The organism is Streptomyces cinnamoneus (assembly GCF_002939475.1).
Taxonomy (GTDB): domain Bacteria; phylum Actinomycetota; class Actinomycetes; order Streptomycetales; family Streptomycetaceae; genus Streptomyces; species Streptomyces cinnamoneus_A.
On sequence record NZ_PKFQ01000001.1, the window covers coordinates 2536792 to 2562503 of the forward strand.

Genomic DNA, 25712 nt, shown 5'->3' on the forward strand with positions numbered 1-25712 from the left:
GTGCCCTCGCCCGGGCGGGACCTAACGGCAGCGGTCGACGGCCTCGATGGTGCGGGCCGCCTCGCCGAGGGCGGCGCGCAGCACGGCCGGGTCGGTGGCGGAGGCGTAGGCGGCGTCGGGGGCCACGAGCCAGCCGGTGCCGTTGACGGGGGGCTCGGCGACGGGGCCCAGGCGCAGGCCCCGGCCGTGGGTCTGGGTGCAGGCGCTGCCGGGGACGTCCCAGGCGGCGGCGGTGCCGGCCGGGACGAGGAAGCCGAGGGTGTCGCAGTCGCCGTCGTGCAGCACGGGTCCGACGCCGTCGCGCAGCCGCAGGATGTCCACCGCCTCCAAGCCCTGGCGGGCGGGGACGGTGACGAGGTCGCAGGGCCCCGCCTCGGTCGCTACCCCGGCCGACGGGCTGTGGTCCTGACGCGGCTGGTGCAGGGCCGTCGTCCGCGAGCCGCCGATGTCCACTCCGGCCTCCACCACGGGAAACCCTCCTCACGCCGTGCCGCTCCGCGTCGAGCGCGCTCAAGGGGTTCAACGGCCCGGGCGCGTCAACGGCTACGGCGCCATGCCGCCGCAAAGGATGGCAGTTCATGGCGGATCGCAGGTGGGATATCCGTTTTGTAGCCAAACCAGGTGTAGTCGTCCCGCCACAGCCGGTACGGTCGTCACGCCACACGGCAGCACAGCCGCCCGCTCCGCGGGGTGCCCGCGAAGCGGCTCGCCACGGAGAGGGTCCGGCCATGGCGTCGCCCCACGCGTCCTCGTCCCCCCGTCCGAACACCGCCTTCCGGGAGCTGCGAGGGCAGCGCTCACCTGGGGAGTTCGCGGCGGCCGTGCGCCGGGCCGCCCGTGAGATCGGCGAGCACGTCTCGTGTGACGCGCGCTACGTCGGCCGCGTCGAGTCCGGCGAGATCCGCTGTCCCAACTACGCCTACGAGCGGGTGTTCCGGCACATGTTCCCCGGCCGGGACCTGGCGGACATGGGCTTCGCCCCGCGTGAGGCGGTGCGCGGACGGGGGGCGCGCAAGAAGGGCTCCGCGCCCCCCGGGCATTCCGAGAGCCCCGCCGAAAGCCGTACCCCCCGTGCGGCGGACAGCTCCACCGAGAGCAGCAAGGAGAGCGACGTGCGGCGTCGCGCGTTCATGACCTCCGGTACGGCCGCCGTGGCCGCCGTCTCCCTGGGCGGCGCCCCGCCCGCCCGTGCGCAGCGCCGCGCGGGCGAGAGCGAGGCGCTGGCCGTGGAGCAGGCGGTCCGGCGCATCCGGCTGCTCGACGACCGGCACGGCGCGGACGGCCTCTACCGGCGCGCCAACCGGCCGCTGAAGGCGGCGTACGAACTGCTCGACGCGAAGACGCGGCGGCAGTCCGTGGCCGACCGGCTGCACGCGGGCGCGGGCGAGCTGGCGATCTCGGTGGGCTGGCTGGCCCACGACTCGGGCCGGTTCGCCGACGCCCGCTCCCACTACGCGGAGGCCCTGGCCACCGCCCGGGTGGCCGGCGACCCGGCGCTGGAGGCGCACGCCTTCTGCAACACCGCCTTCCTCGCCCGGGACGCGGGCCGCCCGCGCGAGGCCGTACGGGCCGCCCAGGCGGCCCAGCGGGCGGGGCGGCAGCTGGGCTCGGCACGGCTGATGTCCCTGCTGGCGCTGCGGGAGGCGGGTGGCTGGGCGCGGCTGGAGGACCGGCCCGCCTGCGAGGAGGCGCTGCTGCGGGCCCGGGCGCTGTTCGAGCGCGGGCGGAGCGACGCCGACCCGGAGTGGATGACCTTCTTCGGGGAGGCCGAGCTGGAGGGCCTGGAGGCCCAGTGCTGGTCGGCCCTCGGCGACTGGCGCCGCGCGGCGGACCACGCGGAGCGGGCGGTCGCCCTCCAGGACCGGCACTTCACGCGCAACATCGCGCTGTACACCGCCCAGCTGGCGAGCGACCTGGCGCGCGACGGCGCCGCGGAGGAGGCGGCCGCCGCGGGCGGGCGGGCCCTGGAGCTGCTGGACCAGGTGCAGTCGGCCCGCATCCGGACGATGCTGACGGCCACCGCGCGCGTGCTGCGGCGGTACGCGGCGAACCCCGCGGTCGCGGAGTTCCTCACCCGCCACGCGGCGGCGGCGCAGACGGTCTAGGGACGCCCGCCCTCCTACGCCAGGTGGCCGGTGTCGTTCCAGCGCTCCAGCGCGGGCGCCCCGTAGGCCCAGCCGAGGATGGACAGCGAGGTGGGGTCCAGGCGGATGCGGGAGCCGAAGAAGATGTCCTCGCCCAGCCAGCGGGCGGCGATCGTGCGCAGGATGTGGCCGTGGGCGAAGACCAGCACGTCCCGGTCCGCCGAGCGGGCCCACGCCACGACCTCGTCCGCCCGCGCCGTGACCTCCGCCATGGTCTCCCCCTCGGGGACCCCGTCGCGCCAGATGAGCCAGTCGGGACGGCCGGCCTTGATCTCGGCCGGGGTCATGCCCTCGTACGCGCCGTAGTCCCACTCCATCAGCGCGTCCCAGTCGGCGGCCCGGTCGCCGAAGCCGGCCAGCTCGCAGGTCTCCTTGGCGCGCACCAGCGGGCTGGTGCGGACCTCGGTGTCCGGAAGGGCGTCCCAGGGCGCGCGGTGCAGCCGCTCGCCCAGCAGCTTGGCGCCGCGCCGCCCCTCGTCGAGGAGCGGGATGTCCGTGCGGCCGGTGTGCTTCCCGGACAGCGACCACTCCGTCTGTCCGTGCCGGGCCAGCAGGATGCGCGGTGCCATGCGAGGGCTCCTCAAGATGTGCGGGGACTTTCCGTCTCCATCATCACTCACGTCACCCGGAGGCAACCTTCGCGCCGGAGCAGGCGTCTCCTCACCCGCGCCTTGCGGGATCCGAGGAAGGCGCGGGGCGGTGTGCGTGCGCCGCGGCGTACGCCGTACGGTTGCATATCGCCCTTGTCGGCCGCCTGAACCCCTGGAGAGCCTTCCGATGTACCGCACCGCACCACTGGGGAAGCGGCCGCGCTGGTGGACCGAGCTGCCGCTCATCGCCGTGGTGTACGGGCTCTACACGGCGGGCCGGCTGCTGGTCCGGGGCGACGTGCAGTCGGCCGTGGATCACGGGCTGTCGATCCTCGATTTTGAAAAAACGTTCCGAATAAACTTCGAGCACCCGCTCAACCGGCTGTTCACCGATCATCCGTTGCTCGGCATACCCGCCGACTTCGCCTACGCCTCCCTCCACTACCTGCTGACCCCGGCCCTCCTGGTCTGGCTGTTCAGGCGCCGGCCGGAGCACTACCGCAAGCTGCGGACCTGGCTGCTGGCGTCCACCCTCATCGGCCTCATAGGTTTCACCCTCCTTCCCACCTGCCCGCCCCGCCTCCTCGACGAGGGTGTGGGCTTCATCGACACGATGCGCCAGTACTCGGAGTACGGCTGGTGGGGCGGCGACGCCAGCGCCCCGCGCGGACTCGGCGGGATGACCAACCAGTACGCGGCCATGCCGAGCCTCCACGTGGGCTGGGCCCTGTGGTGCGGGGCCGTGCTCTGGCGCCACACGCGTTCCGGCTGGGGCAAGGCCCTGGGCGTGCTCTACCCGCTGCTCATCACCCTCGTGGTCATGGGCACCGCCAACCACTACTTCCTGGACGCCGCCGCCGGTGCCGCTGTCATGGGCGCCGGCTACCTGCTGGCCGGCCCTGTGCTGCGGCTCACCGACCACGTCCGCAGCCGCTTCACCCACCCGGTGGCCGGGAAAACCACCGAGGCGGACGCGGCTGTCAGTGGCGGATGCGAGACTTCGGCGGGTACAGCGCTTCCCCGGACGACCGCCCCCGGCTCCCCGGCCGGAGCCGGCCGCCCGGGAGCGCCGGAGACACTTCGCGAGGCGGACGCCAGTGACCACCACATCCCCCGACAGCAGGCCCGGGGCGAAGCCGGAGAGGGCAGCCCCGACAGCGCTGCGACAGCGGCTCGCTGAGCTGCGCGGCCCGGCCGCGCCCGTTCCCCTGGACGCCCGCGCCCTCGCGGCGCTGGCCGCGAACCCCGGCTGCCACCGCCGGGCCCTGCTCGACGGCGCCGGGGTGGACAAGGGCGCGCTGGCGCGGGCGCTGGGCGCGCCGGCCGCGTTCGGCCAGTCACAGTTCGCCTTCGTCCGCGGCCATTCCTTCGAGGCGCGCGTCAAGGCCGACGGCGGCGCGGAGCTGATCCGGCTGCTGCACGAGCGGCTCGCCGACGGCACGCCCGTGCCCGGCCCGGACGACGTCGACGTGCCCGACCTCTCCGCCGCCGGCCCCGAGGGGCGTACGGCCCGCACGGCCCTCGCCCTGCGCGAGGCCACCGCCGCCGGGCGGTGGGCCCTGCTGGACCATCCCCTGCTGGCCCTGACCGTCGGGGGCACGCCCGCGTATCTGGAGCCGGACGCAGTGGTCGTCCACCCCGACGGCGGCTGGACCGTCGTGGAGATCAAGTCCTTCGCGATGATCGACGGCGCGGCCGACTCCGCGAAGGTGGGTGCGGCCGCGCGGCAGGCGGCGGTGTACGTCCTCGCCCTGGAGGGCGTCGCCGAGCACGCCGCCGAGCACGCCGCGGTGCGCCACCGGGCGCTGCTGGTCTGCCCCCGGAACTTCTCCAACGTCCCGGCCGCCGCGCTCGTGGACGTCCGCAAGCAGCTGTCCACGACCCGGCGTCAGCTCGCGCGGCTGACCCAGGTGGCGGACCTGGCCGCCGCGCTGCCCGAGGGCACGACCTTCGACCTGTGCCTGGCCGACGACGGCCGCACCGCGACCCGGCCCGAGAAGGAGCTCGCGGCCGCGGTCGACGCCGTCGCCGCGGCGTACGCCCCGGAGTGCCTGGCCGCGTGCGAGCTGGCCTTCCACTGCCGCGCCCGGGCCCGGGAGGCGGACGCGGTGCAGGCCCTCGGCCGTGCCGTCCGCTCCGAGCTGGGCTCCCTGACGACCGTCGAGTCGGTCCTGGCCGCGGCGCGGGGGGAGGCCGGCGACCCCGGCGACCCCACGGTCGCGGCCCTGCGCCGGGCTCAGGCCCTGCGGGCGGAGGCCCTGGCGGGGGCGGCATGTCGCTGATCAGCACGCTCGCGCGCCTGGAGGCCGTGCGGGAGGGACGGGCCCGGCCGCTGGCCACCGTGCGGCACCGGCACCTGGCGGCGCGGCCCGTGGTGTTCGTGCCGCTGACCACCGCCGGTGAGACGGGTGCTCCGCTCGGGGCGATGGTGGGCACCGACCGGCGGGCGCCCCGGCTGCTGGTCGTGCCGCAGCCGCGCGACCGCGACCTGCGGTCGGCGTTCCTCGCCGAGCTGGCCGAGGTGATGCTGCCCCTCGTCGAGGAGTTCGGCGACGTGGTCGAGCCGGAGCTGCGCAAGGAGACCGACCCGGAGACGGGCGAGAAGGTGACCGTGGAGGTCGAGCTGTGCGCCGACGCGCCACAGCTGCTCGTGCCCGGCGCGGCGGGCGTGGAGTACGTCCGCCTGCTCGGCCGTTCCATGCGGTTCCGGCGCACCGCCGAGCAGGAGCCGGAGGCTCCGCATCCCGCTCCCCCGCGGGTGCCGCTGCTGGGGCGGTGGCTGACGCACTTCGGCGAGCGGGCCCGCGTGCCCGGTTCGTCGCTGCTGCTGGCGATGACCCAGCTGCTCGGCCGGCACTGGGCGACGGGCCAGAGCGTGCTGGAGGACCAGCACCTGGGCGCCCTGCTCGCCTGGATCGATCCCCCCGCGGGGCTCTCCGCCCCCGAGGCCGCCCTCCGCGCCGAGCTGGCCCGCCACCCCGACGGACAGCTGGTCCACCCGCCCGCCGGCCCCGCCACGGACCCGGCCTTCGACAACGCCCTCCTGGCCCCCGCCCTCGCCCGCCACGACGCCGGCGTGCCCGGGGCGGGCGAGGAGATCCGCTCCCTGCTGGAAGCACAGCTGCGCCCGACGTGGGACGCCGTCTGGCAGGGCGTCGACCTGCTGCGCGCCCTGCCCGAGGGGGCGCACGTCGCCGAGCGCTGGAAGCGCGACCGCTGGTCGTACACCGCGCACCGCGACCGCGTACGGGCCGGGGAGCCCCCTCAGCCGCGGCGGGACGACGCCGTGACCGCCGCCCGCAAGCTCGCCGCCCGCGAGGGCGCGCAGGCCCAGCTCGACGCCCAGGAGGCGCTGGACGACCCGCTGGTGATGGCCGCCCGGCGGCTGGCCGGCGAGGCGTTCGCCGGGGAGGTGACGGCCGTGGTGATGGAGTACTCGCAGGCCAAGGTGCCCCGCCCCCGGCCGCTGGTGACCGTCCGCACGGAGGACGCCCCGCACCTGTCCGAGGGCGTGAAGCTGCACCGGGCGCTGCCGGACGGCAGGTCCCAGCCGGCGGAGTTCGTGGGCCCGGCGGAGTCCGGGCCGGGCGGCGCCGGTCTGACCGTGCGGCTGACGGGCGGCATGGGGCGGGGCAGGGAGCCCGATCCCGGCACGGTGCCGGAGCCCGGCGACCGGGTGTGCTGGACCCTCTTCGAGCACGCGCCGCGGGGCGGACCCGAGCTGCCCGGGCCCGAGCGGACGCCGTGGACCCACGGCGGCCCGCCGGCCGCTCCCGACGACACCCCCGACCCGGTGACCGCGGAGGACCACCTGTGACCGTACGCATGGTGCGCGGCGTCGCCTTCGACCCCGCCGGGGCGGCGAAGGCGGCCACCGACGCGATCCTGCGCGACACCCTGCACGGCCCGCACCGCGGGGTCGTCGTGGACTCCCCGCCGGGGGCGGGCAAGTCCACGCTGGTGGTGCGCGCCGCCCGGGAGCTGGCCGCCGCGGGCCGCCCGCTGATGATCGTCGCGCAGACCAACGCCCAGGTCGACGATCTGGTGCTGCGGCTGGCCGAGCAGGATCCCGGCCTGCCCGTCGGCCGGCTGCACAGCAGCGAGCGCCGGCCCTACGACCCCGCGCTGGACGCGCTCGGCTCCGTGGTGACGTCGTCGAGGGCGGCGGAGCTCGCCGGGCTGGACGTCGTCGTCTCCACGGCCGCGAAGTGGGCGCACACCAAGGTCGCCGAGCCCTGGGGGCACGCGATCGTCGACGAGGCCTACCAGATGCGGTCGGACGCGCTGCTGGCGGTGGCGGGGCTGTTCGAGCGGGCCCTGTTCGTGGGGGACCCGGGCCAGCTGGACCCGTTCAGCGTCGTGGGCGGTGACGGCTCGGCCCAGTGGGCGGGGCTGTCCTACGATCCCTCGGCCAGTGCCGTCAGCACGCTGCTGGCGCACAATCCGGAGCTGCCGCAGCACCGGCTGCCGGTGTCCTGGCGGCTGCCGGCCTCGGCCGCGCCGCTGGTCTCGGACGCCTTCTACCCCTACACGCCCTTCCGCAGCGGCACGGACCACGGCGACCGGCACCTGGGCTTCGGCGTGCCGTCCGACGGCTCCGGCCCGGACCGGGTGCTGGACGAGGCGGCCGCGTCGGGCTGGGGCCTGCTGGAGCTGCCGGCACGGCACACGCCCCGCACGGACCCCGAGGCGGTCGGCGCGGTGGCCCTGGTCGTCCGGCGGCTGCTGGACCGCGGGGGCGCGGTGACCAGCGAGCGCGGCCCGGAGCCGGTGCCGCTGACGGCGGACCGCGTGGCGGTGGGCACCGCGCACCGCGACCAGGCGGCGGCCGTCCGGGCGGCGCTCGCGTCGCTGGGGGTCGCCGGGGTCACGGTGGACACGGCCAACCGGCTCCAGGGCCGGGAGTTCGACGTGACGGTCGTGCTGCACCCGCTGTCGGGGCGCCCGGACGCGACGGCCTTCCACCTGGAGACGGGCCGCCTGTGCGTGCTGGCCTCGCGGCACCGCCACGCGTGCGTCGTGGTCTGCCGCGCGGGCGTGGACCGGCTGCTGGACGAGCACCCCTCGACGGAGCCGGTGCAGCTGGGCGTGACGGTGAAGTTCCCGGACGGCTGGGAGGCGAACCACGCGGTGCTGTCCCACCTCGCGGAGCACCGGATCGCCTGGCGGCCGTGACCGGCGCCCGGGCACCCGGCGCCCCGACCGGCGGCCGGGCGACACGCCGCCCCGCCGCTGGTGGGGCGGGGCGCGGGGCCCGGAGGCGGGGCGCACTTGCGCACGGCAGGACAATGGATGACGGTGCAGACGATTCTGGAGGTACCTACATGTGCGAGCCGAGGCAGGCTCCCGGCGCGGCGGACAGCGGTCCCCGCCGCCTGAAGCCCGCGCAGCTGCTCTTCGAGCCACCCGAGGCCGTCGCCGATCCGGAGCACTTCTTCGACCTCGAGTCCATCGAGGACCCGCGTGAGCTGCTGGCCCGCTCGACGGAGCTGGCGCTGGCCTTCCGCGCGGCAGCCGACCGGGCGACGGAGTACCAGGCGGTGGCGGCGGCTCAGCTCGCCGATCCCCGGCGCTTCGACAGACTGCCGACCGCGGTGATCGCGGAGCGCGCCGAGTGGAGCGAGGACTACGCGAAGAAGATGGTCGAATTCGGCCGTGACCTGCTGCGCGGCGGCAGCCCGGTCGACTGACCCGTACGGCCCATGGTCCTCGATCATGGGCCGCTGGCATATGCGGCCCACAAAGTAGCGCACCGTCGGCCACGGTGTCCCGATTTCCCGCAAGTACCCCGGGTGACCCCCCGCCCGCCGCGGACGATAGGGCCATGAGCTCCCGGACGTACGAGACCCACCACGGCCCACGCCCCGCCCACCACCGGCCCGCGTCGGCCTTCGTCACCCTCCCCGGGTCCGACTGGCTGGCCTCCGCCAGCCGCTTCCCCCGTAGCGTGCACGCCCTGTGGGCCGAGAGCCCGCTGTCCACGGTCGTGCTGCCGTGCGGCACGGTCTTCGACGTGATCAGCGCTCCGGCGCTGTTCGGCCGCCGGATGCTGGACCGCCTGTGGGCGCCGTCCGGGCCGGGCACGGGCCCGGTGGCGGCCCAGCGGGACCGGCTGCTGCTCTTCGCCGCCCCCGGCACGGCCCAGCGGCTGCCGGCGCTGCTGGGCTGGGAGGAGTGGGGCCGCGGCGGCCGGGCGGCACCGCCGCTGCTGTACTTCGGCACGGGCGACGCCGTGACCGTCCCGCCGCCGTGCCCGGCGCCCGAGGAGGCCGAGCCCCAGCCGCCGGCCTCCCGCTGGCTGGTCGCCCCGGAGAGCCGTGACCCCTGGCTGCCCGGCGCGGACGTGCTCCTGTGGGCCTGTGTCCGGGCGGCCCGGGCGGGCGGGGTACCCAAGGGAAGCACGGGCTGAAACATACGGATTTTCTTTCCACCGGATCAGGGTGCTAAAGTCTTCCACGTCAGCAGGCGCCGCTAGCTCAGTTGGTTAGAGCAGCTGACTCTTAATCAGCGGGTCCGGGGTTCGAGTCCCTGGCGGCGCACAGACAGACGAAGGGCCTCACCGCAAGGTGAGGCCCTTCGTCGCGCGCCCTGCTCTTCGTGCGCCCGGCGGCCCCCGGGCGGCCCTCACCCCCGCGTCACCCGCACCCTCCACGCACCGTTCGGCGCGCGCCCCCGCACTTCCACCCGCACACCGTCGGACACCGCGTTCAGGGACTCGCCGACGCCCAGCGGGGCGTCCGCGAGGGGCGGGTAGACGGACTCGCCCCAGCAGGCGTGGCCGCCCGGATGGCCGTCCAGCACCTGGATGGGCCCGGCGCCCGAGGCGGTGTCGCTGCGCACCCGGTAGACCAGCACCCCCTCCGTACAGGTGGCCGAGTCGTTGCCGGAGGCACCCCGCGCCTCGACGGCGACGACGCTGTTCGCCCCCGTGCGGACGACCAGGAGCCGGGTGCGGGCGTCCACGCCCGGACGCATCGGCGCCTCGATGGGCAGGAGGGTGTGCGCGCTCGCGCCCTGCGCGTTGACGCAGTCGACCTGGCGCGGGGCCAGCCAGCCCAGTTTCCACTTGTGCCAGCCGAAGGGGTCGGAGGCGAGCCCGAACTGGCTGCCCATGAGGTCCCAGTCGCCGACGTGGGTGTCCCAGTCGCCCTTGCCGTCCGTGGGCCGGTGGTACAGGTCGGGCAGGTCCAGGACGTGCCCGGTCTCGTGGGCGAGCACGTTGCGGTCCGGCGGGTGGTGCTCGAAGACGGTGACCACGCGGCGCAGCTCGGTGCCGTCGACCCGCACGGGCTCGTCGAGGTTGACCACCTTCGTCGCGTCCGAGTCGACGCCCGGCGCGTCCGGGTCGGCGACGAGGTAGACGAGGTGGTAGCGCCGGAAGTCGACGCTCTTGTCGACGGCCGCGATGGCGTCGCGCAGGTAGGCCGAGCGCTGCTCGCCGTCCCAGTCGCGCTGTATGTGGTACTCGCCGGAGGGCCGGGGCATCTGGAACCACCGCTTCAGGGAGTGGACGCGCAGCGAGAACCTCCCGTAGGAGGCCCGCTCGAAGAAACGGGAGGTGCCGGGGAAGTGGTCGGCGGTGAGCCGGTCGGGCGTGACGAAGGGCTTGGAGTCCGGGAACGAGAGGAAGACCATGACGGCGTCGAGCCGCCCGACGGGGCGGGGGTACTCGCTGTTCCAGGTGTCCAGGCCCTCGGAGTGGTGTGCCTGGGATCGGGGCAGCGCGCAGGGGCCGCCGGGCCCCGCCGCGTGCGCCGGGGCGGCGACCATGGTGGTGGCGATGGCGCACAGACAGGTGAGCACGGCCCCCAAACGGCGCAGCCGGGACCGCTCCATGCAGCGCAAGCGCGGCCGGTCCACTCCCATGGGTGTCTGCGGACGCACCACGTCGACCTCCGGGGACGGAATCGGGAGACCTCATCCACCCTCTTGTTATTTGCGGTGTTATGCCCCGTTTCACTACCCCAGTCGAGTGACTAAGCCGACTTCTGGGTACATCACACTCGGTCACGGATGGTCAATCGAGAACGGCAGTCGACAAATGCGTCATGCCGCCGTGGGCGGGAACGCGCACGGGCGGGCATGGACAGACACAATCGGTCGGCCCCACGCCGACGGCTCCCCCGCTCACGGCCGGGCCGCTGGAACGGGCCCTGCGCGGGCTCTATGCTCGCCACACTTCCAGCACGGAATCCCCCTACAGGCGGCCATTTGCCGCCTTTTCCACCACGCGTACGAGAGACCCGAAACCCGCACGGGAACCGTGCGGGAACACATGCCACGCGGGAGCGAGCGTTGAGCGGAACACTCGACGGCAAGGGCGGCACGCCCGGTTCCGAGCCGCCAGTCGTCACGCCAGTCGTCACGCAACGTCACGTCACTTCTCAGGAATTCCGCGCCGCCTTCCGAGCCGCAGAGCTCGGCATGGCCGTCGTCGACCGCGACGGCCTCGTACGCACCGCCAACGACGCGCTGGGCGCGCTGCTCGGCACCGACCCGGCCCGACTCCAGGACTCCCCCGCGGCGGAGTTCACCGGGCTGACGGAGGACTCCCGGACCTGGAGCGCCTACCGCGACGTGCTGCTCGGCCGCCGCGACCGCCTCCACTGCACCCGCAGGCTCAGACCGGCCGCCGGGCAGGGCGTGTGGGCCGAGGTGACCGTCACCCCGCTGCCCGAGACGCGCGACGCGCTGCTGTCGGTGGCCGACATCAGCGACCGGCGCGACCTGCGGGCCCGGCTGCGGCACCTGCGGATGCACGACCCGGTGACCCGACTGCCCAACCGCAGTCTGTTCTTCGAGCGGCTGGCGGCCGCGCTCGCCGCCACGGCCGTGGCGGGCGGCAGCGGCCGGATCGGCCTGTGCTACCTCGACCTGGACGGGTTCAAGGCCGTCAACGACACCCTCGGCCACGGTGCCGGCGACCGGCTGCTCGGCGCGGTGGCCCGGCGACTGACGGAGTGCGCGGCGCCCGGGGGCCACCTCGTGGCCCGGCTCGGGGGCGACGAGTTCGCCCTGCTCGTGGAGGAGTCCCGGGGCACCGAGCAGCTGATCGACCTCGCCGCGTCCGTCCAGTCCGCGCTCTCGCGGCCGTTCGAGGTCTCCGGGCAGCGGCTGGCGGTGTCGGCGAGCATCGGCGTGGTCGAGCGCCCGGCGGCCGGGACGCACGCCACCGAGCTGATGCAGGCCGCCGACACCACGCTGTACTGGGCCAAGGCGGACGGCAAGGCCCGCTGGACCCTCTTCGACCCCGAGCGCAACGCCCACCGGGTCACCCGGCAGACGCTCTCCAGCACCCTGCGCCCGGCGGTCGAGCGCGAGGAGTTCGACCTGCAGTACCAGCCGCTGGTGGGGCTCGGGGACGGCGTCGTACGGGGGGTGGAGGCGCTGGTGCGCTGGCACCACCCGCAGTTCGGGACGCTGGCCCCGAACCGGTTCATCGGCCTGGCGGAGGAGACCGGTGCGATCGTCCCGCTGGGCCGCTGGGTCCTCGCCACCGCGTGCCGCCAGGCCCGCCGCTGGCAGCTCGACCACCCCTGCGAGCCGCTCGTGGTCAGCGTGAACGTGGCGGTGCGTCAGGTGTGGGACTCCGACCTGGTCGCGGACGTCGCCGGGATCCTCGCCGAGACCGGGCTGCCGCCGAGCCTGCTCCAGCTGGAGCTCACCGAGTCGGCGGTGATGGGCTCGGGCGGCCGCCCCCTGCAACAGCTCCAGGCGCTCAGCGACATGGGCGTCGCCATCGCCATCGACGACTTCGGCACGGGCTACTCCAACCTCGCCTACCTCAGCCGGCTGCCCGTCTCCACGCTGAAGCTCGACGGCTCCTTCGTGCACGGCTTCCGCACCCAGGAGCACCCGAACCCCGCCGACGAGACGATCGTCGAGGCCCTCGTCCAGCTCGCGCACCGGCTGGGTCTGACGGTCACGGCGGAGTGCGTGGAGAGCGCGGAGCAGGCGGAACGGCTGGGCCGGATCGGCTGCGACACCGGGCAGGGGTGGTTCTACTCCCGCCCGGTGCCGGCCGAGCGGATCTCGGCGCTGCTGAGCACGGGGGTGCGCTCCTGAACACCGGGGCCTCCGCCCGGCCCCGGTTCAGCGGGCGGCGGGCCCGGGTCCGCCGCCCGGCAGCCCGTACGCGTCCGCGATCAGCTCGTAGCTGCGCAGCCGCGCGGCCGGGCCGTGCGCGTTGGTGGTGATCATCAATTCGTCCACCCCGGTCCGCTCGACCAGCGCGTCCAGCCCCGCGCGCACCTCGTCCGGCGTGCCGAAGACCACGTTGCGCAGCCAGTCGGCGACGAACTCCTGCTCGGCGGGGCCGAAGGCGTACCGCTCCGCCTCCTCCGGCGACGGGATCAGCCCCGGCCGCCCGGTGCGCAGCCGCAGCATCGCGAGGGCCCCGGTGAGGACCTGGCGGCGCGCCTCGCGCGCGTCGTCCGCGGCGAAGGCCTGCACGCCGATCTTGGCGTACGGGCGGTCGAGGACGGCGGACGGCCGGAAGGACTCCCGGTACAGCTCCAGCGCGGGCAGGGTGCCGGCCGCGGAGAAGTGGTGCGCGAAGGAGAACGGCAGGCCGAGCAGCCCGGCCAGCCGCGCGCTGAAGCCGGACGAGCCGAGCAGCCAGACGACGGGCCGGTCCGCCCGCTGCACCCCGCCGGGCACCCGGCCCTGCACGGGCCCGGGAACGGCGTGGATCCGGCCGTAGGGGTGGCCCTCGGGGAAGTCGTCGTCGAGGAAGCGCGTCAGCTCGGAGAGCTGCTGCGGGAATTCGTCCGCGCCCTCGGCGAGCCGGTCCTGGCGGCGCAGGGCCGCGGCGGTGGCGCCGTCCGTGCCGGGGGCCCGCCCCAGGCCGAGGTCGACCCGGCCCGGGGCGAGGGCCTCCAGCGTCCCGAACTGCTCGGCGATCACCAGCGGGGCGTGGTTGGGCAGCATCACGCCGCCGGAGCCCAGGCGGATGCGCTCGGTGTGGGCGGCGAGGTGGGCCAGGACGACGGCCGGGGAGGAGCTGGCGATGCCGGGCATCGAGTGGTGCTCGGCCACCCACAGCCGGTGGTAGCCGCGCCGCTCGGCGAGCCGGGCGAGTTCGACGGTCGTGCCGAGCGCCTGCCGGGCCGTCCGGCCGCTGCCGACCGGCGCGAGGTCGAGTACGGACAGCGGCACGGGGGCGCTGCCGAGGGCGCTCGCCCGGATCATGTCGTCCTGTGCATCGGCCACGGTGGCCCGCCTCCCTGATCGGTGGTGCGCGTGGAACGGTTCCACGCCCGACCTCAGGGAACCGGAGACAAACTCCGGTTATTCCAGCCCCCCACCTCGCGACACGGGCATATGCCAAGGTCACAAGCTCCAGTACATGGGGTACGCAACCCGGCTCAATTCTGCTCAACACCCTCTCCGCGCCGCGGTTTTCGCCCTTATCGTGGAGAGCGGACAGCCGAGAGGAAACCGCTAAGGGGATGCCGTGGCGCTCAAGCCGGAGCCGACCGTACCGTTCCACTCGGTGCAGTACGCCCTGCGCGTGCTGGAGACGGTCGCCAAGTACAGCGGCGGCGTGAGCGAGGGCCAGATCGCCCGGGAGACCGGGCTGCCCCCGGCCCACCTCGCGCACCTGCTGGCGACGCTGTGCCGCGAGGAGTACGTGGACCGGACGGCCGACGGCGGCTACGTCACCGGCGAGGCCCTGGCCCTGCTGTCGGGCGGCGACCGCAAGGCGGGCCTGGCGCGCAAGCTCCAGCACGCGCTGTCCGCGCTGCGCGACACCATAGGCGCGGCCGTCTACCTGAGCACGTACGTCGACGGCGAGATCCGGATCACGCAGTACGCCGACGGGCCCCGCGCCCCCAAGGTCAACGAGTGGGTGGACTTCCGCTCCGCCGCCCACGCCATGGCGCTCGGCAAGTGCCTGCTCACCCAGCTCGACCACGACGACCGGCGCGACCACCTCGCGCGCCACAGGACCGCCCGGCTCACCTCCCGGACGATCACCAACGAGCAGGTCCTCTTCCGCAAGCTCGACGCCCAGCCGGCGACCGTGCCCGTCCTCGACCTCCAGGAGTACGCGGTGGGCACCGTCTGCGCCGCCGTGCCGGTCACCGCCGGACGGTCGGTCGGCTCGCTGGCGCTGTCGCTCCCGGTCCAGCACGCCCACCGGCTGCGCCAGGCGGCCGCCGCCCTCAACCGGCACGCCGGCCCGATGCTGCTCTCGATGGCCCTGTAGCCCCTGCCACCCCCCGCGGGGACCGCCCCCGCACCGGGGGCGGCAGGGGCCCGAGTGACGCGTGGTTCGGAGCACCCCTCGACATCAGGTAGAGTTTTCTCTGTCAGCAGGCGCCGCTAGCTCAGTTGGTTAGAGCAGCTGACTCTTAATCAGCGGGTCCGGGGTTCGAGTCCCTGGCGGCGCACAGACAGACGAAGGCCCCCACCTCACGGTGGGGGCCTTCGTCGTCGGCGCGACACCCGCGGCCGCCCGATGACTTATGTCATCCGCGGCCGGTGACCGACGGATCTGCCCCGGCCCCGCCCGCGCCGGGAGACTTTTCTCCATGACGACCGCGACGATCACCGCCACCGAAGCCCCCCGCGAGAGCCTGGCCACGGCTGCCGGCGACCCGGCCATCAAGCCGCTCCCCACCTGGTTCTTCGGCTTCGAGGGCATGATGTCCGCCGCCTACGACCTGTTCAAGGCCTACCCGCAGAGCCTGTGGGTGCTCGGCGCCCTGGGCGTCGTCAACATCGTCGCCTCCCTCACCGTCCTCCGCTCGCGGCTCCAGCTGGCCAAGCGGCTGTGGCGCGGCAAGAGCACCCGCAAGCTCGCCGTCGGCCTGGTCGCCCTGCGGCTCGGCAGCCACGCGGTGCTCACCGCGGCCGGCCTCGCCGTGACCTCCACCGCCGGCCACCTCGGCTTCGCCGTGGTGATGGCCGCCACCACCGTCTCCCTCCTCTGGTTCGCCCAGCGCACCGCCCTGCGGGCCGTCGCCGACGGCCGGGCGTGATCCACGTCCGTACGGCACAGGGGGGGCGGCCCGTAGCATGGGGGCCGCCCCCTGACGCGTACCGGGACAGAGAGGAGACGACACGTGCCGCAGCACCGCCGCCGCACGGCGGCCGCAGCGCTGTTGTTCCTCCTCGCACTCGTCCTCGGGCCCGTCGTGTGCGGAGCGGGCTCCCCGGTCTCCGCGGGCGCGTCCGCCGCGCGGTACACGGCCGCGACCGGCGACCCGGTCGAGCAGGCGGCGCCCCGCGCCGACGACCGGGGCACCGGCGGCAGCTGCCACCAGCAGGACCTGCCCCTCAAGGGCGCCGAGGTCGCCGTCGCGCACGCGCAGGCCGACCCGCTCACCGCCCCCGGCACCCCGCGCGCCGCCCCCCTCCGGGCCCGCGCCCGGCAGGTCACGCCTCCCAGGGCGCCGCCGCTGCCGGTCGCCGGCTGCGCCGAACTGCTCCCCGTCCTGCGGATCTAGCCCCGCCCGTCACGGCCCCTGTCCGGGCCGTGCTCCGGCATGCCCAGATTCCGTACGACCCCGGGAGTCCCTTCCCCATGTCCGCACGTCTTTCCACGCCCTCCCGCCGCCTCGCGGCCATAGGCGCGGTCGTCGCCCTCGTCGTGGCGATCGTCGCCGCGAGCCTCGCCATCGGCAAGAGCGGGGGCGGCTCCGCCGAGCACGAGTCGTCCGCCGCCGGCACCCAGCCCTCCTTCGACCCGCGCCAGAGCACCTACGACCAGCTGGAGCAGGCCACCAGCCGGCGCAAGGACGGCGACCCGCTCGCCGTCGGCAAGGCCGACGCGCCCGTCGTGCTCGTGGAGTACGCCGACTACCAGTGCTCGTTCTGCGGCCGCTTCACCCGTGAGACCCAGCCCGAGCTGGTCAGGAAGTACGTGGACGCGGGCGTGCTGCGCATCGAGTTCCGCAACTTCCCGATCTTCGGCAAGGACTCCGAGCGGGCCGCCCGCGCGTCCTGGGCCGCCGGGCGGCAGGGCCGGTTCTGGCAGTTCCACGACGAGGCCTTCGCCAAGCTCCGCAAGGGCGACGCCCTCGCCGAGGACAAGCTCGCCGACATGGCCCGCACCGCCGGCGTCGAGGACGTCGAGAAGTTCCGCGCCGACATGAACGGCGACGAGGCGGCGGCCGCGGTGAAGAAGGACCAGGAGGAGGGCTACTCCCTCGGCGTGCAGAGCACCCCGTCCTTCCTCGTCGGCGGCCGGCCGCTGGCGGGCGCGCAGCCGCTGAAGGAGTTCGAGGCCGCCATCACCCAGGCCAAAGCGGTGAAGGACGCGGCCGGGAAGCCGGGCAAGTGACCGACATCGGTTACCTGGCCGCCTTCCTGGGCGGCGCCCTCGCCCTGGTCAGCCCGTGCAGCGCGCTGCTGCTGCCCGCGTTCTTCGCCTACTCGCTGGCGAGTCCGGGCAGGCTGCTCGCCCGCACCGGCGTGTTCTACCTCGGCCTCGCCACCACGCTCGTCCCGCTCGGCGCCGCCTCCACGGCCGCCAGCCGGCTCTTCAACGGCCACCGCGACCTGCTGGTCACCGCCGGCGGCTGGACGGTGATCGCCCTGGGGGCCGCCCAGATCCTGGGCCTCGGCTTCGCGTCCAGGAAGGCGCAGGCCGCCGCCGGCCGCATCACCCCGCGCTCGGCCGCGTCCACCTTCCTGCTGGGCTGTGTGTACGGACTCGCGGGCTTCTGCGCCGGACCGATCCTGGGTGCGGTGCTGACGGTGACCGCCGTGGGCGGTGATCCGGTGTACGGGGCGTCGATGCTGGCCGTCTACGCGTTGGGCATGGCGCTGCCGCTGTTCGTGCTGGCCCTGTTCTGGGACCGCTTCCAGCTGGGCGGCCGCGGCTGGCTGCGCGGCCGGGAGCTGCGGCTGGGGCGGCTGCGGCTGCACACCACGTCGCTGGTCTCGGGCCTGTTCTTCATCGGCATCGGGGTGCTGTTCCTGGCGTACGACGGGACGACCGGGCTGCCCGGCGTCCTGGACGCCGACCAGGAGTTCCGTCTGGAGCAGCTCGCCTCGCGGGTGGGCAACGCCGTGCCGGACTACGCCGTGCTGGCCGTGGTCGCGCTGGTGGTCGCGGGGGTGCTGGCCAGGATCGCGTTCCGGCGGGACCCCGGGGAGAAGTGACGGCGCGGGAGCGCCGGCGTGAGCACCGTGGGGCGGCCGGCCAGCGGCCGCCCCACGGCTCTCCGGCTCAGAGCACGACGTCGGAGCAGGCGTAGAACGCGTTGCCCGTGTCGGCGATGGTCCACACGGCGAGGACCAGCTGCTTGCCGGACCTCCCGGAGGGGATCCGGCCCTGGTGGGTGACGGTGGCGTCCGGGATCCGGCCGCCGTAGGGGACGGTCAGGAAGGGCTGCGGGTCGAGATCGGCCCGGGTCAGCGGTCTCGTGGGGTCGTAGTGGCTGTTGGTGAGGTAGTAGCGGAAGTCCGTGGTGGCGTGGCGCGCGGTGAGCTTCCAGCGGAAGCTGTAGTTCTGCCCGGCCGTGACCGCCGTGGCCGGCCAGCCTCCGGCGCGCGGGTCGTCGAGCTCGGCGAAGCGGCTGTTGCCGCCGGAACAGATGGTGCCGTCCGCGGGGCCGCGCGACGGGAAGCCCTTGGAGCCCTCGACGCTCTGGGGCTCCCACTGGATCTCGCCGCAGTCGCTCACCGTGCCGTTCGCGCAGTACACCTGGCGGCTGGTGGGTGAGTCGGGGGAGCCGTGGCTGCTGGCCGGGACGGTGGAGAGGACCGAGACACAGGCGGCGCCCAAGCCGATGACCGCCGCACTGATCTTTTTGCGCATGACGCACTCCTCGAAGAACGTGGGGGGTTCCGTGAGTCGAGTGAATTGCGGTCTAGACCAAGGCGGAGGCTAGTACCAGCCAATGGTCATGTCCAGGCCAATTTCTTCTTCAATCTTCCCGGGCATGGCACGACGGCGCCCCGCCGGGCACTTCCGGCGGGGCGGGCGGGAGGGGGGGAGGGGGCGCGTCAGCGCCGGCCGGGGCGGGCCACGCGGCCGAACATGCGCGCGTTGTGCTTCGCGAAACTGGAGACGCGCACCTTGGTGCCGGCGTGAGCGGCCTCGACGTAACGCCGGCCGCCCAGGTAGATCGCCACGTGGTGCACCCCGGAGGCCCGGCCGTTGCCGGACCAGAAGAGGAGGTCGCCGCGGCGCAGCTGCGCCCGCGGCACCCGCCGGGTGGCGCGGTACTGGTCGGCAGCCAGGCGCGGCAGCCGGACCCCGGCCCGGCGGTAGGACTGCTGGACGAGGCCCGAGCAGTCCCAGCGGCGCGGGCCGCGGCCGCCGTACTGGTACGGGTCACCCACATGGCGCAGCGCGTAGGCGACCGCGGGCTCCGGGCCGCCGCGCCTCCCGGCCGACACGCCGGGTCTTCGCCCCGGGGCCGGGACCGGCGACTCCGCGGCCACCGCGACCGCACCCGAACCTGCTATCACTGCGGCCCCCACGGCCGCCACCAGCGTGCCGCGCACGGCGCTCCGCCGTCGGCGGGCGCCCTGGCGGGGTATGACACCGGACATCTCCTCGCCGCCTTTCGTGAATTTCTTTCCACTCGGGCACCGCTTCGGGACAGCTTCTCAGCGACCGAACGAAACCGCATGTCGCCCGAACGGTGACAATCCGTAGCAACTAATCACCTCTTAGGTGAACAAAAGGGACAGGACTGCGGTGATCCGACAGCGGGTGGGCCCCTACGGTCCACTGAGGGGTGGTCGGAGGCACCCCCGAACGTCAGGTAGAGTTTTCTCTGTCAGCAGGCGCCGCTAGCTCAGTTGGTTAGAGCAGCTGACTCTTAATCAGCGGGTCCGGGGTTCGAGTCCCTGGCGGCGCACGCGAGACTCAGGGCTCCTCACCTCAGGTGAGGGGCCCTGAGTCGTTCTTCCTGCGATACGAACTCACATGCGCGTCAGAAGTGACCACTTCTGCAACGTTCGCACGCATCTTCGTTCGACGTACCGCTTTGCCCGGTAAACACCGTGTTTCACCCTTGCGATCATGGCGCGGGGTCGGAGATCCTGAAACGCACTGCTCATTCCAAGGTCAGTGTCTGACCAGTGAGTTGGCCGGTGCCGGAGGGAGCCGGCACCGTCGCGCCCGTGCGGCCGGAGGGGGGCCCGCGGGTCATGAACTGGCACACACGCAGTCACCATGCGTGCGGGGGGAATGACTCATGACGTCTACGCCTGCCGACGCCCGGCAGCAGACCTACGACCCGTCGGTGACCGCGCGCCTGCGCGTGCCCGCCCCGGCGGGCGCGAGAGACCGGCCGCGGCCCACCGACCCGCCCCAGCCGCGTCCGCCCCGGCAGCGCGAGCCGCTGCCGCGCTTCGACTACGAGCACTACAGCCGGCTGGCCGGCCCGCTCACCGACCCCGCCCCGCCCGGCGGGTCCCCGGGCCCGTACCGCGTCCGCTACCGCAGCCTGCTCGCCGACGAGCCGCACCGTGTCAAGGCCGCGCTGCTGCTCGGGGCGGCCCCCGTGGTCTCCCTGGGGCTGCTGGTGTGGCTGATGCAGCCCTCGCACTGGACCCAGCGGGAGAACGGCACGCCGCTGATGCGGGTCCTGGACACCGTGATGCTCGTGTCCATCGGCCTGATCGAGCTGTTCCGCACCCTGAACGTCACGTCCAACGCCCACGCCACCCTGGTGGCCCGGGACCCCATACCGGTCGTCCCGGAGACGGGCACGAAAGTCGCCTTCCTCACCTCCTTCGTTCCGGGCAAGGAACCGCTGGAGATGGTCACCCGCACGCTGGAGGCGGCCGTCCGGGTGCGCCACCGTGGCCCGGTGCACGTCTGGCTGCTGGACGAGGGGGACGACCCCGAGGTCAAAGCGGTCTGCCGGCGGCTCGGCGTCCACCACTTCAGCCGCAAGGGCGTGGAGAAGTGGAACCAGCCGAAGGGGCCGCACCGGGCGAAGACCAAGCACGGCAACTACAACGCCTGGCTCGACGCGCACGGCGACGACTACGACTTCTTCGCCTCCGTCGACACCGACCACGTCCCGCTGCCCAACTTCCTGGAGCGCATGCTCGGTTACTTCCGTGACCAGGATGTCGCCTTTGTCGTTGGACCTCAGGTGTACGGGAACTACGACACGGCGGTCACCAAGGCCGCCGAAAGCCAGCAGTTCCTCTTCCACGCCCTCATCCAGCGCGCCGGAAACCGCTACGGCTCACCGATGTTCGTCGGCACCAACAACGCCGTGCGGATCAGCGCGCTCAAGGAGATCGGCGGCCTGTACGACTCGATCACCGAGGACATGGCCACCGGCTTCGAGCTGCACCGCCACCGCAACCCGGCCACCGGCAGAAGGTGGCGTTCGGTCTACACCCCGGACGTCCTCGCCGTGGGAGAGGGACCGAACGCCTGGACGGACTTCTTCACCCAGCAGTTGCGCTGGTCCCGGGGCACCTACGAAACGATCCTCAAGCAGTACTGGAAAGGTCCGTTCACGCTGTCGCCGGGCACCTTCCTGAACTACACCCTGATGGTCATCTACTACCCCATGACCGCGATCAACTGGATGCTGGGCGCCCTGAGCTGCGCGCTCTTCCTGGGGCTCGGCGCCTCCGGCATCTCGATCAACTCCGAGATCTGGATGATGCTCTACAGCGACGCCGCCGCCCTGCAGATCGGCCTCTACATCTGGAACCGCCGCCACAACGTCTCCCCGCACGAGCCCGAGGGGTCGGGCGGCCTCGCCGGCATGGTGATGTCCGCGCTCTCCGCGCCGGTCTACGCCCGTTCGCTCACCGACGCGGTGCTGCGCCGCAAGAGCACGTTCGTGGTGACCCCGAAGGGCGACTCGGCCAGCCCCGACACCCTCTTCGGCACCTTCCGCATCCACCTCTTCTTCCTGCTGGTCTTCGGCGGGTCGCTGGTGGCGTCCTTCGTCCTCGGCCACACCCACGTGGCCATGCGCACCTGGGCGTCGCTCGCGCTGGCGGTCACCCTCGCGCCGATCGCCGCCTGGGGGTGGACCCTGTACCGGTCCGGACGTCCCGCCCCCCAGCCCGAGGGGGCACGTCAGCGATGAGGTTCCAGCCCACCCGCCGCACCCGCCGCATGGCCGTCGGTGCGGCGGTCGTCGTCGTCCTGGCGGGCATGAACGGCCCGGCCATCTGGGGATACGCCGCCGGCCAGTACCACGACTACACCATCAACAGACCCGCCTACAAAGCCAAGAACGGTCACTGGGACGTGGTCGACGTCCCGCGCAAGTACCGCATCAACACGATTCACGCCGCCCTGCTGCACACCGGCAAGGTGCTGCTGGTGGCGGGCTCCGGAAACAACGCCGCCAATTTCAAGGCCAAGTCCTTCCGGACGGTCCTGTGGGACCCGAAGCGGAACACCTTCACGAACATCCCGACCCCGAAGGACCTCTTCTGCGCGGGCCACACCCAGCTGCCCGACGGAAAACTCCTGGTGGCGGGCGGCACCCAGCGGTACGAGAAGCTGGAGGGCGACGTCACCAAGGCCGGCGGGCTGATGATCGTGCACAACGAGAACCCCGACAAACCCATGACCTTCCCGGCGGGCACCCGCTTCACCGGGAAGGAGAACCACAAGACCTTCGAGTCCAAGGACGCCGTCCTCGTCCCGCGGGCCAAGAAGGAGACCAAGGACGGCAAGGTCACCGTCACGGCCAGCACGGCCCGCGTCTATGTGGAAGCCCTGGACAAGGGCCAGAAGAACGAGACGGGGACGACCGACAACTACACCGTCGTGGGCCTGGAGGGCGCCGACGCCCGGAACTCCTACGGCATCGCCAACAAGCTCTCCTTCGACAAGAAGGACTTCCAGGGGATCAGGGACTCCTTCGAATTCGACCCGGTGGCCGAGCGGTACGTCACGGTCGACCCGATGGAGGAGGCCCGCTGGTACCCGACCCTGACCACCCTCCAGGACGGCAAGGTGCTCTCGGTCTCCGGCCTGGACGAGATCGGCCAGGTCGTCCCGGGGAAGAACGAGGTCTACGACCCCGCCACCAAGAAGTGGACCTACCTCCCCCAGGAGCGCTTCTTCCCCACCTATCCGGCCCTCTTCCTCACCGACAAGGGCAAGATCTTCTACACGGGGTCCAACGCGGGCTACGGCCCCGCCGACAAGGGCCGCACCCCCGGCCTGTGGGACGTGGAGAGCAACGAATTCACCGAGGTCCCGGGCATCAGCGACCCGGACGTCCTGGAGACCTCGATGTCCGTCCTGCTGCCGCCCGCCCAGCAGCAGCGGTACATGGTCCTCGGCGGCGGCGGGGTGGGCGAGGACCGCAAGTCCACCGCCCGCACCCGCATCGTCGACCTGCACGCCGACAAGCCGCGCTTCCACGACGGCCCCGACCTCTACGCCAAGGTCCGCTATCCCAGCAGCGTCATCCTGCCGGACGACACGGTGCTGACCACCAACGGCTCGGGCGACTACCGGGGCCGCAGCGACTCCAACGTCCTGCGGGCCGAGCTCTACGACCCGGGCGCGGGCGCGACGCGGCCGGTCGCCGACCCGCTGGTGGGCCGCAACTACCACTCCGGGGCGCTGCTGCTGCCCGACGGGCGGGTCATGACGTTCGGCTCCGACTCCCTCTTCGGGGACGAGGCCAACACCAGGCCGGGCACCTTCCAGCAGCAGATCGACCTCTACACCCCGCCCTACCTCTTCCGCGACGGACGCCCGGAGATCAAGGACACCGAACCGCGGACCGTGAAGCTGGGCGAGCAGACCTCGTACCGCACGCACGCGACGGGGAAGGTCGCCAAGGTCAGGCTGATCCGGCCGGGATCCTTCACCCACGTGACCAACATCGAACAGCGCTCCATCGCCCTGGACTTCACCGCGACGTCCGACGGCGTCACGGTCACCGTCCCCAAGGACCCCTCGCTGGTGCCGCCCGGCTGGTACATGCTCAACGTGATCGACGACAGGGGGACGCCGTCGGAGGCGGTGTGGGTCAAGGTCCCGGTGGCCGACGACCTGGCGAAGGCGGACCAGGAGAAGCAGAAGGAGCGGGAGAAGAAAGAGGAGAAGGAGAAGGACCAGGAGTGAGCGGGCGCGCGGGAGCGGCCGCCCTCAGCGGGAGTTCCGGGCCAGCTCCAGCGCGTACGTCTCCCACCACCGCCCGGCCTCCGGGCCGCCCTTGCAGGTGCCGTCCGACTCCCCCGGCCGTTTGACCCACAGGAAGGCGTCCACCAGGGAGTCCCCGGTCCGGACCGTCGGGGGCTCGCCCAGGGCCCGGCCGGAGGGGTTGCACCAGGCCTTCTCGTGGTTCCCGCCGGAGAGCGGGCCGTTGCCGTTGCGACTGGTGTCGACCACGAAGTGCTTGTTGCCCAGGAGCCGGGAGAGGCGGTGGCCGTACTCCTTGTTGTCCTGGGTGGTCTGGAAGTTGGAGACGTTGAGGGCGAATCCGTCGGCCTGGTCGATGCCGGCGCGGCGCAGCGGCTCGGCCATCCGGTCGGCGGGCGTGACCCAGCTGGGGTTGCCCGCGTCCAGGTAGACCTTCGTCCTCGGCAGCGCCTTCAGCTTTCCGACGGCCTCCTTGAGGAGGGCGTAGCGCTCCTCGTGGAACTGCTGGGGCGTGCAGCCGTCCTCCATGTGCGGCAGCGCGTCCGGCTCCAGGATCACCGTCGTGGTGCGGTCCCCGATGCCCTTGACGGCCTGCTCCAGCCAGGCGCGGTAGGCGTCGCCGTCGGCCGCTCCGCCCTGGGAGTACTGGCCGCAGTCGCGGTGGGGGATGTTGTAGAGCACCAGCAGCGCGTCGCGGTCGGCCTTGGCGGCGGCCTGGGTGAAGCCGCGCGTCTGGCCCTCCGGGTCGTCGACGCCCATCCACTCCGCCACCGGCTGGTCGGCGATCTTCGCGATCAGCTCGGCCTCCTGGTCCTTGCCCTCGCGGCGCAGCCTGGCGGCCTCGCGGGCGGCCGTGCCGTCGGGGTTCACCCAGAAGGGAGCGGTGGTCTTGGGCCGCTGCGCGGGCGCCTGGGCGGGGGCGGCCTTCTCGGGCGTCGCCCCCTCGGAGGAGTCGGAACAGCCGGGGACCGTGAGGAGGACCAGCACCCCCGCCGCCGCTCCCGTCCACGCCCGTGCCCTGCGGCCGGCCCGGCGCGGGCGGCCGGGGTTGGTGCCGTACATCCACTCCCCCTCGGGTGTACTGCCGGTGGAGGTGCCTGTGAACTGCCTTGTGAGGCTTCGCATATGGAGGTGCCTTTTCATGCTGGCACAGACGTGCCCCGGGCCGCTGGGAGTCATGCCACGACACGTGGCCGGTCGCCCTGTCGGGCGACGGGGCCGCGGGGGCCGCCAGGGCTCAGACACGGCCGGTGCCGCCGGTGTGCGTGGTTCCGGTCAGGTAGGCGGAGACGACGACGTTGGCGCTGTAGGCGTGCCGGTCGTGGTCGTAGTCGCCGCCGCAGGTGATCAGGCGCAGTTCGGCGCGGCCGCTGGTGCGCGGCCCGTAGACCTTCTCCGCGTCGAAGCCGTCCTTGCGGACGAGGAAGACGTCCTCGACCGTGAACTCGGCCGTGGTGCCGTCCGCCCGGCCGACGCTGACCCTCGCGCCGCGGCGGAGGCTGCCGAGCCGGTGGAAGACCGCCGGGGCGCGCTGGGTGTCGACGTGGCCGACGATGACGGCGGCCCCGGCGCTGCCGGGCGGGGGCCCGTCGCGGTACCAAGCGACGGCGCCGGGGCGCTCGTAGGGCGGCGGCTCCACCGCGCCCTCGGGCGTCAGTCCGTGCGGTTCGACGGGCGCGTGGACGTCCACGGCCTCGATGGCCAGCTCCCGGGGGCTGGCCGCGGGCAGCGGCCGGTGGCCGGCACCGGGCGCGAGGCGGGCGGCGGTCACGCCGCCGGCGCCCGGGCCGGTGCCGTGGGGGACCTCGGTGATCTCGCGCCCCCACAGCCACAGCGTCGCCAGCAGCACGGTCCAGACGACCGCGCCGAGCAGGCGGCCGGCACCGCGCAGGGGCGCTTCGGAGAGGGCCACGGATCGTTTCC

At 73.5% G+C, this 25712-nt stretch carries 23 protein-coding genes and 3 tRNA genes; 18 read left to right on the forward strand and 8 right to left on the reverse strand.

Going from position 1 to position 25712, the window contains the following annotated elements; genetic code table 11:
• Positions 1-21: 21 nt before the first annotated feature.
• Positions 22-468, reverse strand: a complete 447-nt coding sequence (locus CYQ11_RS10790) for a hypothetical protein (protein ID WP_099200406.1) — start codon at positions 466-468, stop codon at positions 22-24.
• A gap of 260 nt (positions 469-728) precedes the next feature.
• Between CYQ11_RS10790 and CYQ11_RS10795 the strand changes: the two genes are divergently transcribed.
• Positions 729-2105, forward strand: a complete 1377-nt coding sequence (locus CYQ11_RS10795; RefSeq protein ID WP_099200405.1) for an NsdA family TPR-like regulatory protein — start codon at positions 729-731, stop codon at positions 2103-2105.
• A 14-nt stretch (positions 2106-2119) separates the two neighbouring features.
• On the opposite strand, the gene CYQ11_RS10800 is transcribed toward CYQ11_RS10795, so the two are convergent.
• Positions 2120-2713: a histidine phosphatase family protein gene (locus tag CYQ11_RS10800; protein WP_099200404.1), complete on the reverse strand. Its 594-nt coding sequence runs from the start codon at positions 2711-2713 to the stop codon at positions 2120-2122.
• 208 nt (positions 2714-2921) lie between these two features.
• Between CYQ11_RS10800 and CYQ11_RS10805 the strand changes: the two genes are divergently transcribed.
• From CYQ11_RS10805 to CYQ11_RS10835, 7 genes are all read left to right on the forward strand, one after another.
• On the forward strand, positions 2922-3914 hold the full coding sequence (locus CYQ11_RS10805; RefSeq protein WP_099200403.1) for a phosphatase PAP2 family protein: 993 nt from the start codon (positions 2922-2924) through the stop codon (positions 3912-3914).
• On the forward strand, positions 3832-5016 hold the full coding sequence (locus CYQ11_RS10810; protein WP_398780664.1) for a hypothetical protein: 1185 nt from the start codon (positions 3832-3834) through the stop codon (positions 5014-5016). Before CYQ11_RS10805 ends, CYQ11_RS10810 begins: the two co-directional genes overlap by 83 nt.
• A complete protein-coding gene (locus tag CYQ11_RS10815) occupies positions 5007-6551 on the forward strand; it encodes a hypothetical protein (RefSeq protein ID WP_099200402.1) in 1545 nt (514 codons plus the stop codon). The genes CYQ11_RS10810 and CYQ11_RS10815 overlap by 10 nt, the downstream gene beginning before the upstream one ends.
• An 8-nt stretch (positions 6552-6559) precedes the next feature.
• Entirely contained in the window at positions 6560-7909 is a 1350-nt protein-coding gene (locus tag CYQ11_RS10820; RefSeq protein ID WP_099200848.1) for an AAA domain-containing protein, read from the forward strand.
• Positions 7910-8058: 149 nt separating this feature from the next.
• Entirely contained in the window at positions 8059-8424 is a 366-nt protein-coding gene (locus tag CYQ11_RS10825; RefSeq protein ID WP_099200401.1) for a DUF8844 domain-containing protein, read from the forward strand.
• A gap of 134 nt (positions 8425-8558) precedes the next feature.
• A complete protein-coding gene (locus CYQ11_RS10830; RefSeq protein ID WP_099200400.1) occupies positions 8559-9143 on the forward strand; it encodes a bifunctional DNA primase/polymerase in 585 nt (194 codons plus the stop codon).
• 56 nt (positions 9144-9199) lie between these two features.
• A tRNA-Lys gene (locus CYQ11_RS10835) sits at positions 9200-9273 on the forward strand.
• Positions 9274-9358: 85 nt separating this feature from the next.
• Here CYQ11_RS10835 and CYQ11_RS10840 read toward each other — a convergent pair.
• Complete coding sequence (locus CYQ11_RS10840) at positions 9359-10600, reverse strand: M6 family metalloprotease domain-containing protein (protein ID WP_099200399.1); 1242 nt, start codon at positions 10598-10600, stop codon at positions 9359-9361.
• Between the two features lie 429 nt (positions 10601-11029).
• Between CYQ11_RS10840 and CYQ11_RS10845 the strand changes: the two genes are divergently transcribed.
• The gene (locus CYQ11_RS10845; RefSeq protein ID WP_099200398.1) at positions 11030-12799 is read left to right on the forward strand and encodes a putative bifunctional diguanylate cyclase/phosphodiesterase; all 1770 of its coding nucleotides are present in this window, start codon (positions 11030-11032) and stop codon (positions 12797-12799) included.
• A 27-nt stretch (positions 12800-12826) separates the two neighbouring features.
• Here CYQ11_RS10845 and CYQ11_RS10850 read toward each other — a convergent pair whose 3' ends face one another.
• The gene (locus CYQ11_RS10850) at positions 12827-13924 is read right to left on the reverse strand and encodes an LLM class flavin-dependent oxidoreductase (RefSeq protein ID WP_099200397.1); all 1098 of its coding nucleotides are present in this window, start codon (positions 13922-13924) and stop codon (positions 12827-12829) included.
• 265 nt (positions 13925-14189) lie between these two features.
• On the opposite strand from CYQ11_RS10850, the gene CYQ11_RS10855 reads away from it, so the two are divergent.
• The 6 genes from CYQ11_RS10855 (at position 14190) to CYQ11_RS10880 (ending at position 17848) form a co-directional block, all read left to right on the forward strand.
• A complete protein-coding gene (locus CYQ11_RS10855) occupies positions 14190-14945 on the forward strand; it encodes an IclR family transcriptional regulator (protein WP_099200396.1) in 756 nt (251 codons plus the stop codon).
• A 110-nt stretch (positions 14946-15055) separates the two neighbouring features.
• A tRNA-Lys gene (locus tag CYQ11_RS10860) sits at positions 15056-15129 on the forward strand.
• A 141-nt stretch (positions 15130-15270) separates the two neighbouring features.
• Positions 15271-15720: a hypothetical protein gene (locus CYQ11_RS10865; RefSeq protein ID WP_240003497.1), complete on the forward strand. Its 450-nt coding sequence runs from the start codon at positions 15271-15273 to the stop codon at positions 15718-15720.
• A gap of 84 nt (positions 15721-15804) precedes the next feature.
• Complete coding sequence (locus CYQ11_RS10870; RefSeq protein ID WP_146104670.1) at positions 15805-16188, forward strand: hypothetical protein; 384 nt, start codon at positions 15805-15807, stop codon at positions 16186-16188.
• 77 nt (positions 16189-16265) lie between these two features.
• Positions 16266-17024: a DsbA family protein gene (locus CYQ11_RS10875; RefSeq protein ID WP_099200394.1), complete on the forward strand. Its 759-nt coding sequence runs from the start codon at positions 16266-16268 to the stop codon at positions 17022-17024.
• A complete protein-coding gene (locus tag CYQ11_RS10880) occupies positions 17021-17848 on the forward strand; it encodes a cytochrome c biogenesis CcdA family protein (protein WP_099200393.1) in 828 nt (275 codons plus the stop codon). Before CYQ11_RS10875 ends, CYQ11_RS10880 begins: the two co-directional genes overlap by 4 nt.
• Before the next feature lie 67 nt (positions 17849-17915).
• Here the strand turns inward: CYQ11_RS10880 and CYQ11_RS10885 are convergent, their stop codons facing one another.
• Complete coding sequence (locus CYQ11_RS10885) at positions 17916-18506, reverse strand: lytic polysaccharide monooxygenase auxiliary activity family 9 protein (protein ID WP_099200392.1); 591 nt, start codon at positions 18504-18506, stop codon at positions 17916-17918.
• A 188-nt stretch (positions 18507-18694) separates the two neighbouring features.
• Complete coding sequence (locus CYQ11_RS10890; protein WP_099200391.1) at positions 18695-19246, reverse strand: C40 family peptidase; 552 nt, start codon at positions 19244-19246, stop codon at positions 18695-18697.
• A gap of 237 nt (positions 19247-19483) precedes the next feature.
• Between CYQ11_RS10890 and CYQ11_RS10895 the strand changes: the two genes are divergently transcribed.
• The 3 genes from CYQ11_RS10895 (at position 19484) to glxA (ending at position 23771) form a co-directional block, all read left to right on the forward strand.
• Positions 19484-19557, forward strand: a tRNA-Lys gene (locus CYQ11_RS10895).
• Between the two features lie 339 nt (positions 19558-19896).
• Entirely contained in the window at positions 19897-21765 is a 1869-nt protein-coding gene (locus CYQ11_RS10900; protein ID WP_099200390.1) for a glycosyltransferase family 2 protein, read from the forward strand.
• The gene (gene glxA, locus CYQ11_RS10905; RefSeq protein WP_099200389.1) at positions 21762-23771 is read left to right on the forward strand and encodes a radical copper oxidase GlxA; all 2010 of its coding nucleotides are present in this window, start codon (positions 21762-21764) and stop codon (positions 23769-23771) included. Before CYQ11_RS10900 ends, glxA begins: the two co-directional genes overlap by 4 nt.
• 24 nt (positions 23772-23795) lie before the next feature.
• Here the strand turns inward: glxA and CYQ11_RS10910 are convergent, their stop codons facing one another.
• The gene (locus CYQ11_RS10910) at positions 23796-24851 is read right to left on the reverse strand and encodes a glycoside hydrolase family 6 protein (protein WP_099200388.1); all 1056 of its coding nucleotides are present in this window, start codon (positions 24849-24851) and stop codon (positions 23796-23798) included.
• Between the two features lie 175 nt (positions 24852-25026).
• Entirely contained in the window at positions 25027-25701 is a 675-nt protein-coding gene (locus CYQ11_RS10915; protein ID WP_099200387.1) for a class F sortase, read from the reverse strand.
• Positions 25702-25712: the final 11 nt, after the last annotated feature.

Excerpts from the sequence above, each read along its gene's own strand:
- CYQ11_RS10795 (WP_099200405.1), top strand. The coding sequence starts at position 729 with ATGGCGTCGCCCCACGCGTCCTCGTCCCCCCGTCCGAACACCGCCTTC.
- CYQ11_RS10800 (WP_099200404.1), bottom strand. The coding sequence starts at position 2,713 with ATGGCACCGCGCATCCTGCTGGCCCGGCACGGACAGACGGAGTGGTCG.
- CYQ11_RS10805 (WP_099200403.1), top strand. The coding sequence starts at position 2,922 with ATGTACCGCACCGCACCACTGGGGAAGCGGCCGCGCTGGTGGACCGAG.
- CYQ11_RS10815 (WP_099200402.1), top strand. The coding sequence starts at position 5,007 with ATGTCGCTGATCAGCACGCTCGCGCGCCTGGAGGCCGTGCGGGAGGGA.
- CYQ11_RS10820 (WP_099200848.1), top strand. The coding sequence starts at position 6,560 with ATGGTGCGCGGCGTCGCCTTCGACCCCGCCGGGGCGGCGAAGGCGGCC.
- CYQ11_RS10825 (WP_099200401.1), top strand. The coding sequence starts at position 8,059 with ATGTGCGAGCCGAGGCAGGCTCCCGGCGCGGCGGACAGCGGTCCCCGC.
- CYQ11_RS10830 (WP_099200400.1), top strand. The coding sequence starts at position 8,559 with ATGAGCTCCCGGACGTACGAGACCCACCACGGCCCACGCCCCGCCCAC.
- CYQ11_RS10840 (WP_099200399.1), bottom strand. The coding sequence starts at position 10,600 with ATGGGAGTGGACCGGCCGCGCTTGCGCTGCATGGAGCGGTCCCGGCTG.
- CYQ11_RS10850 (WP_099200397.1), bottom strand. The coding sequence starts at position 13,924 with ATGATCCGGGCGAGCGCCCTCGGCAGCGCCCCCGTGCCGCTGTCCGTA.
- CYQ11_RS10865 (WP_240003497.1), top strand. The coding sequence starts at position 15,271 with ATGACGACCGCGACGATCACCGCCACCGAAGCCCCCCGCGAGAGCCTG.
- CYQ11_RS10875 (WP_099200394.1), top strand. The coding sequence starts at position 16,266 with ATGTCCGCACGTCTTTCCACGCCCTCCCGCCGCCTCGCGGCCATAGGC.
- CYQ11_RS10885 (WP_099200392.1), bottom strand. The coding sequence starts at position 18,506 with ATGCGCAAAAAGATCAGTGCGGCGGTCATCGGCTTGGGCGCCGCCTGT.
- CYQ11_RS10890 (WP_099200391.1), bottom strand. The coding sequence starts at position 19,246 with ATGTCCGGTGTCATACCCCGCCAGGGCGCCCGCCGACGGCGGAGCGCC.
- CYQ11_RS10900 (WP_099200390.1), top strand. The coding sequence starts at position 19,897 with ATGACGTCTACGCCTGCCGACGCCCGGCAGCAGACCTACGACCCGTCG.
- glxA (WP_099200389.1), top strand. The coding sequence starts at position 21,762 with ATGAGGTTCCAGCCCACCCGCCGCACCCGCCGCATGGCCGTCGGTGCG.
- CYQ11_RS10910 (WP_099200388.1), bottom strand. The coding sequence starts at position 24,851 with ATGTACGGCACCAACCCCGGCCGCCCGCGCCGGGCCGGCCGCAGGGCA.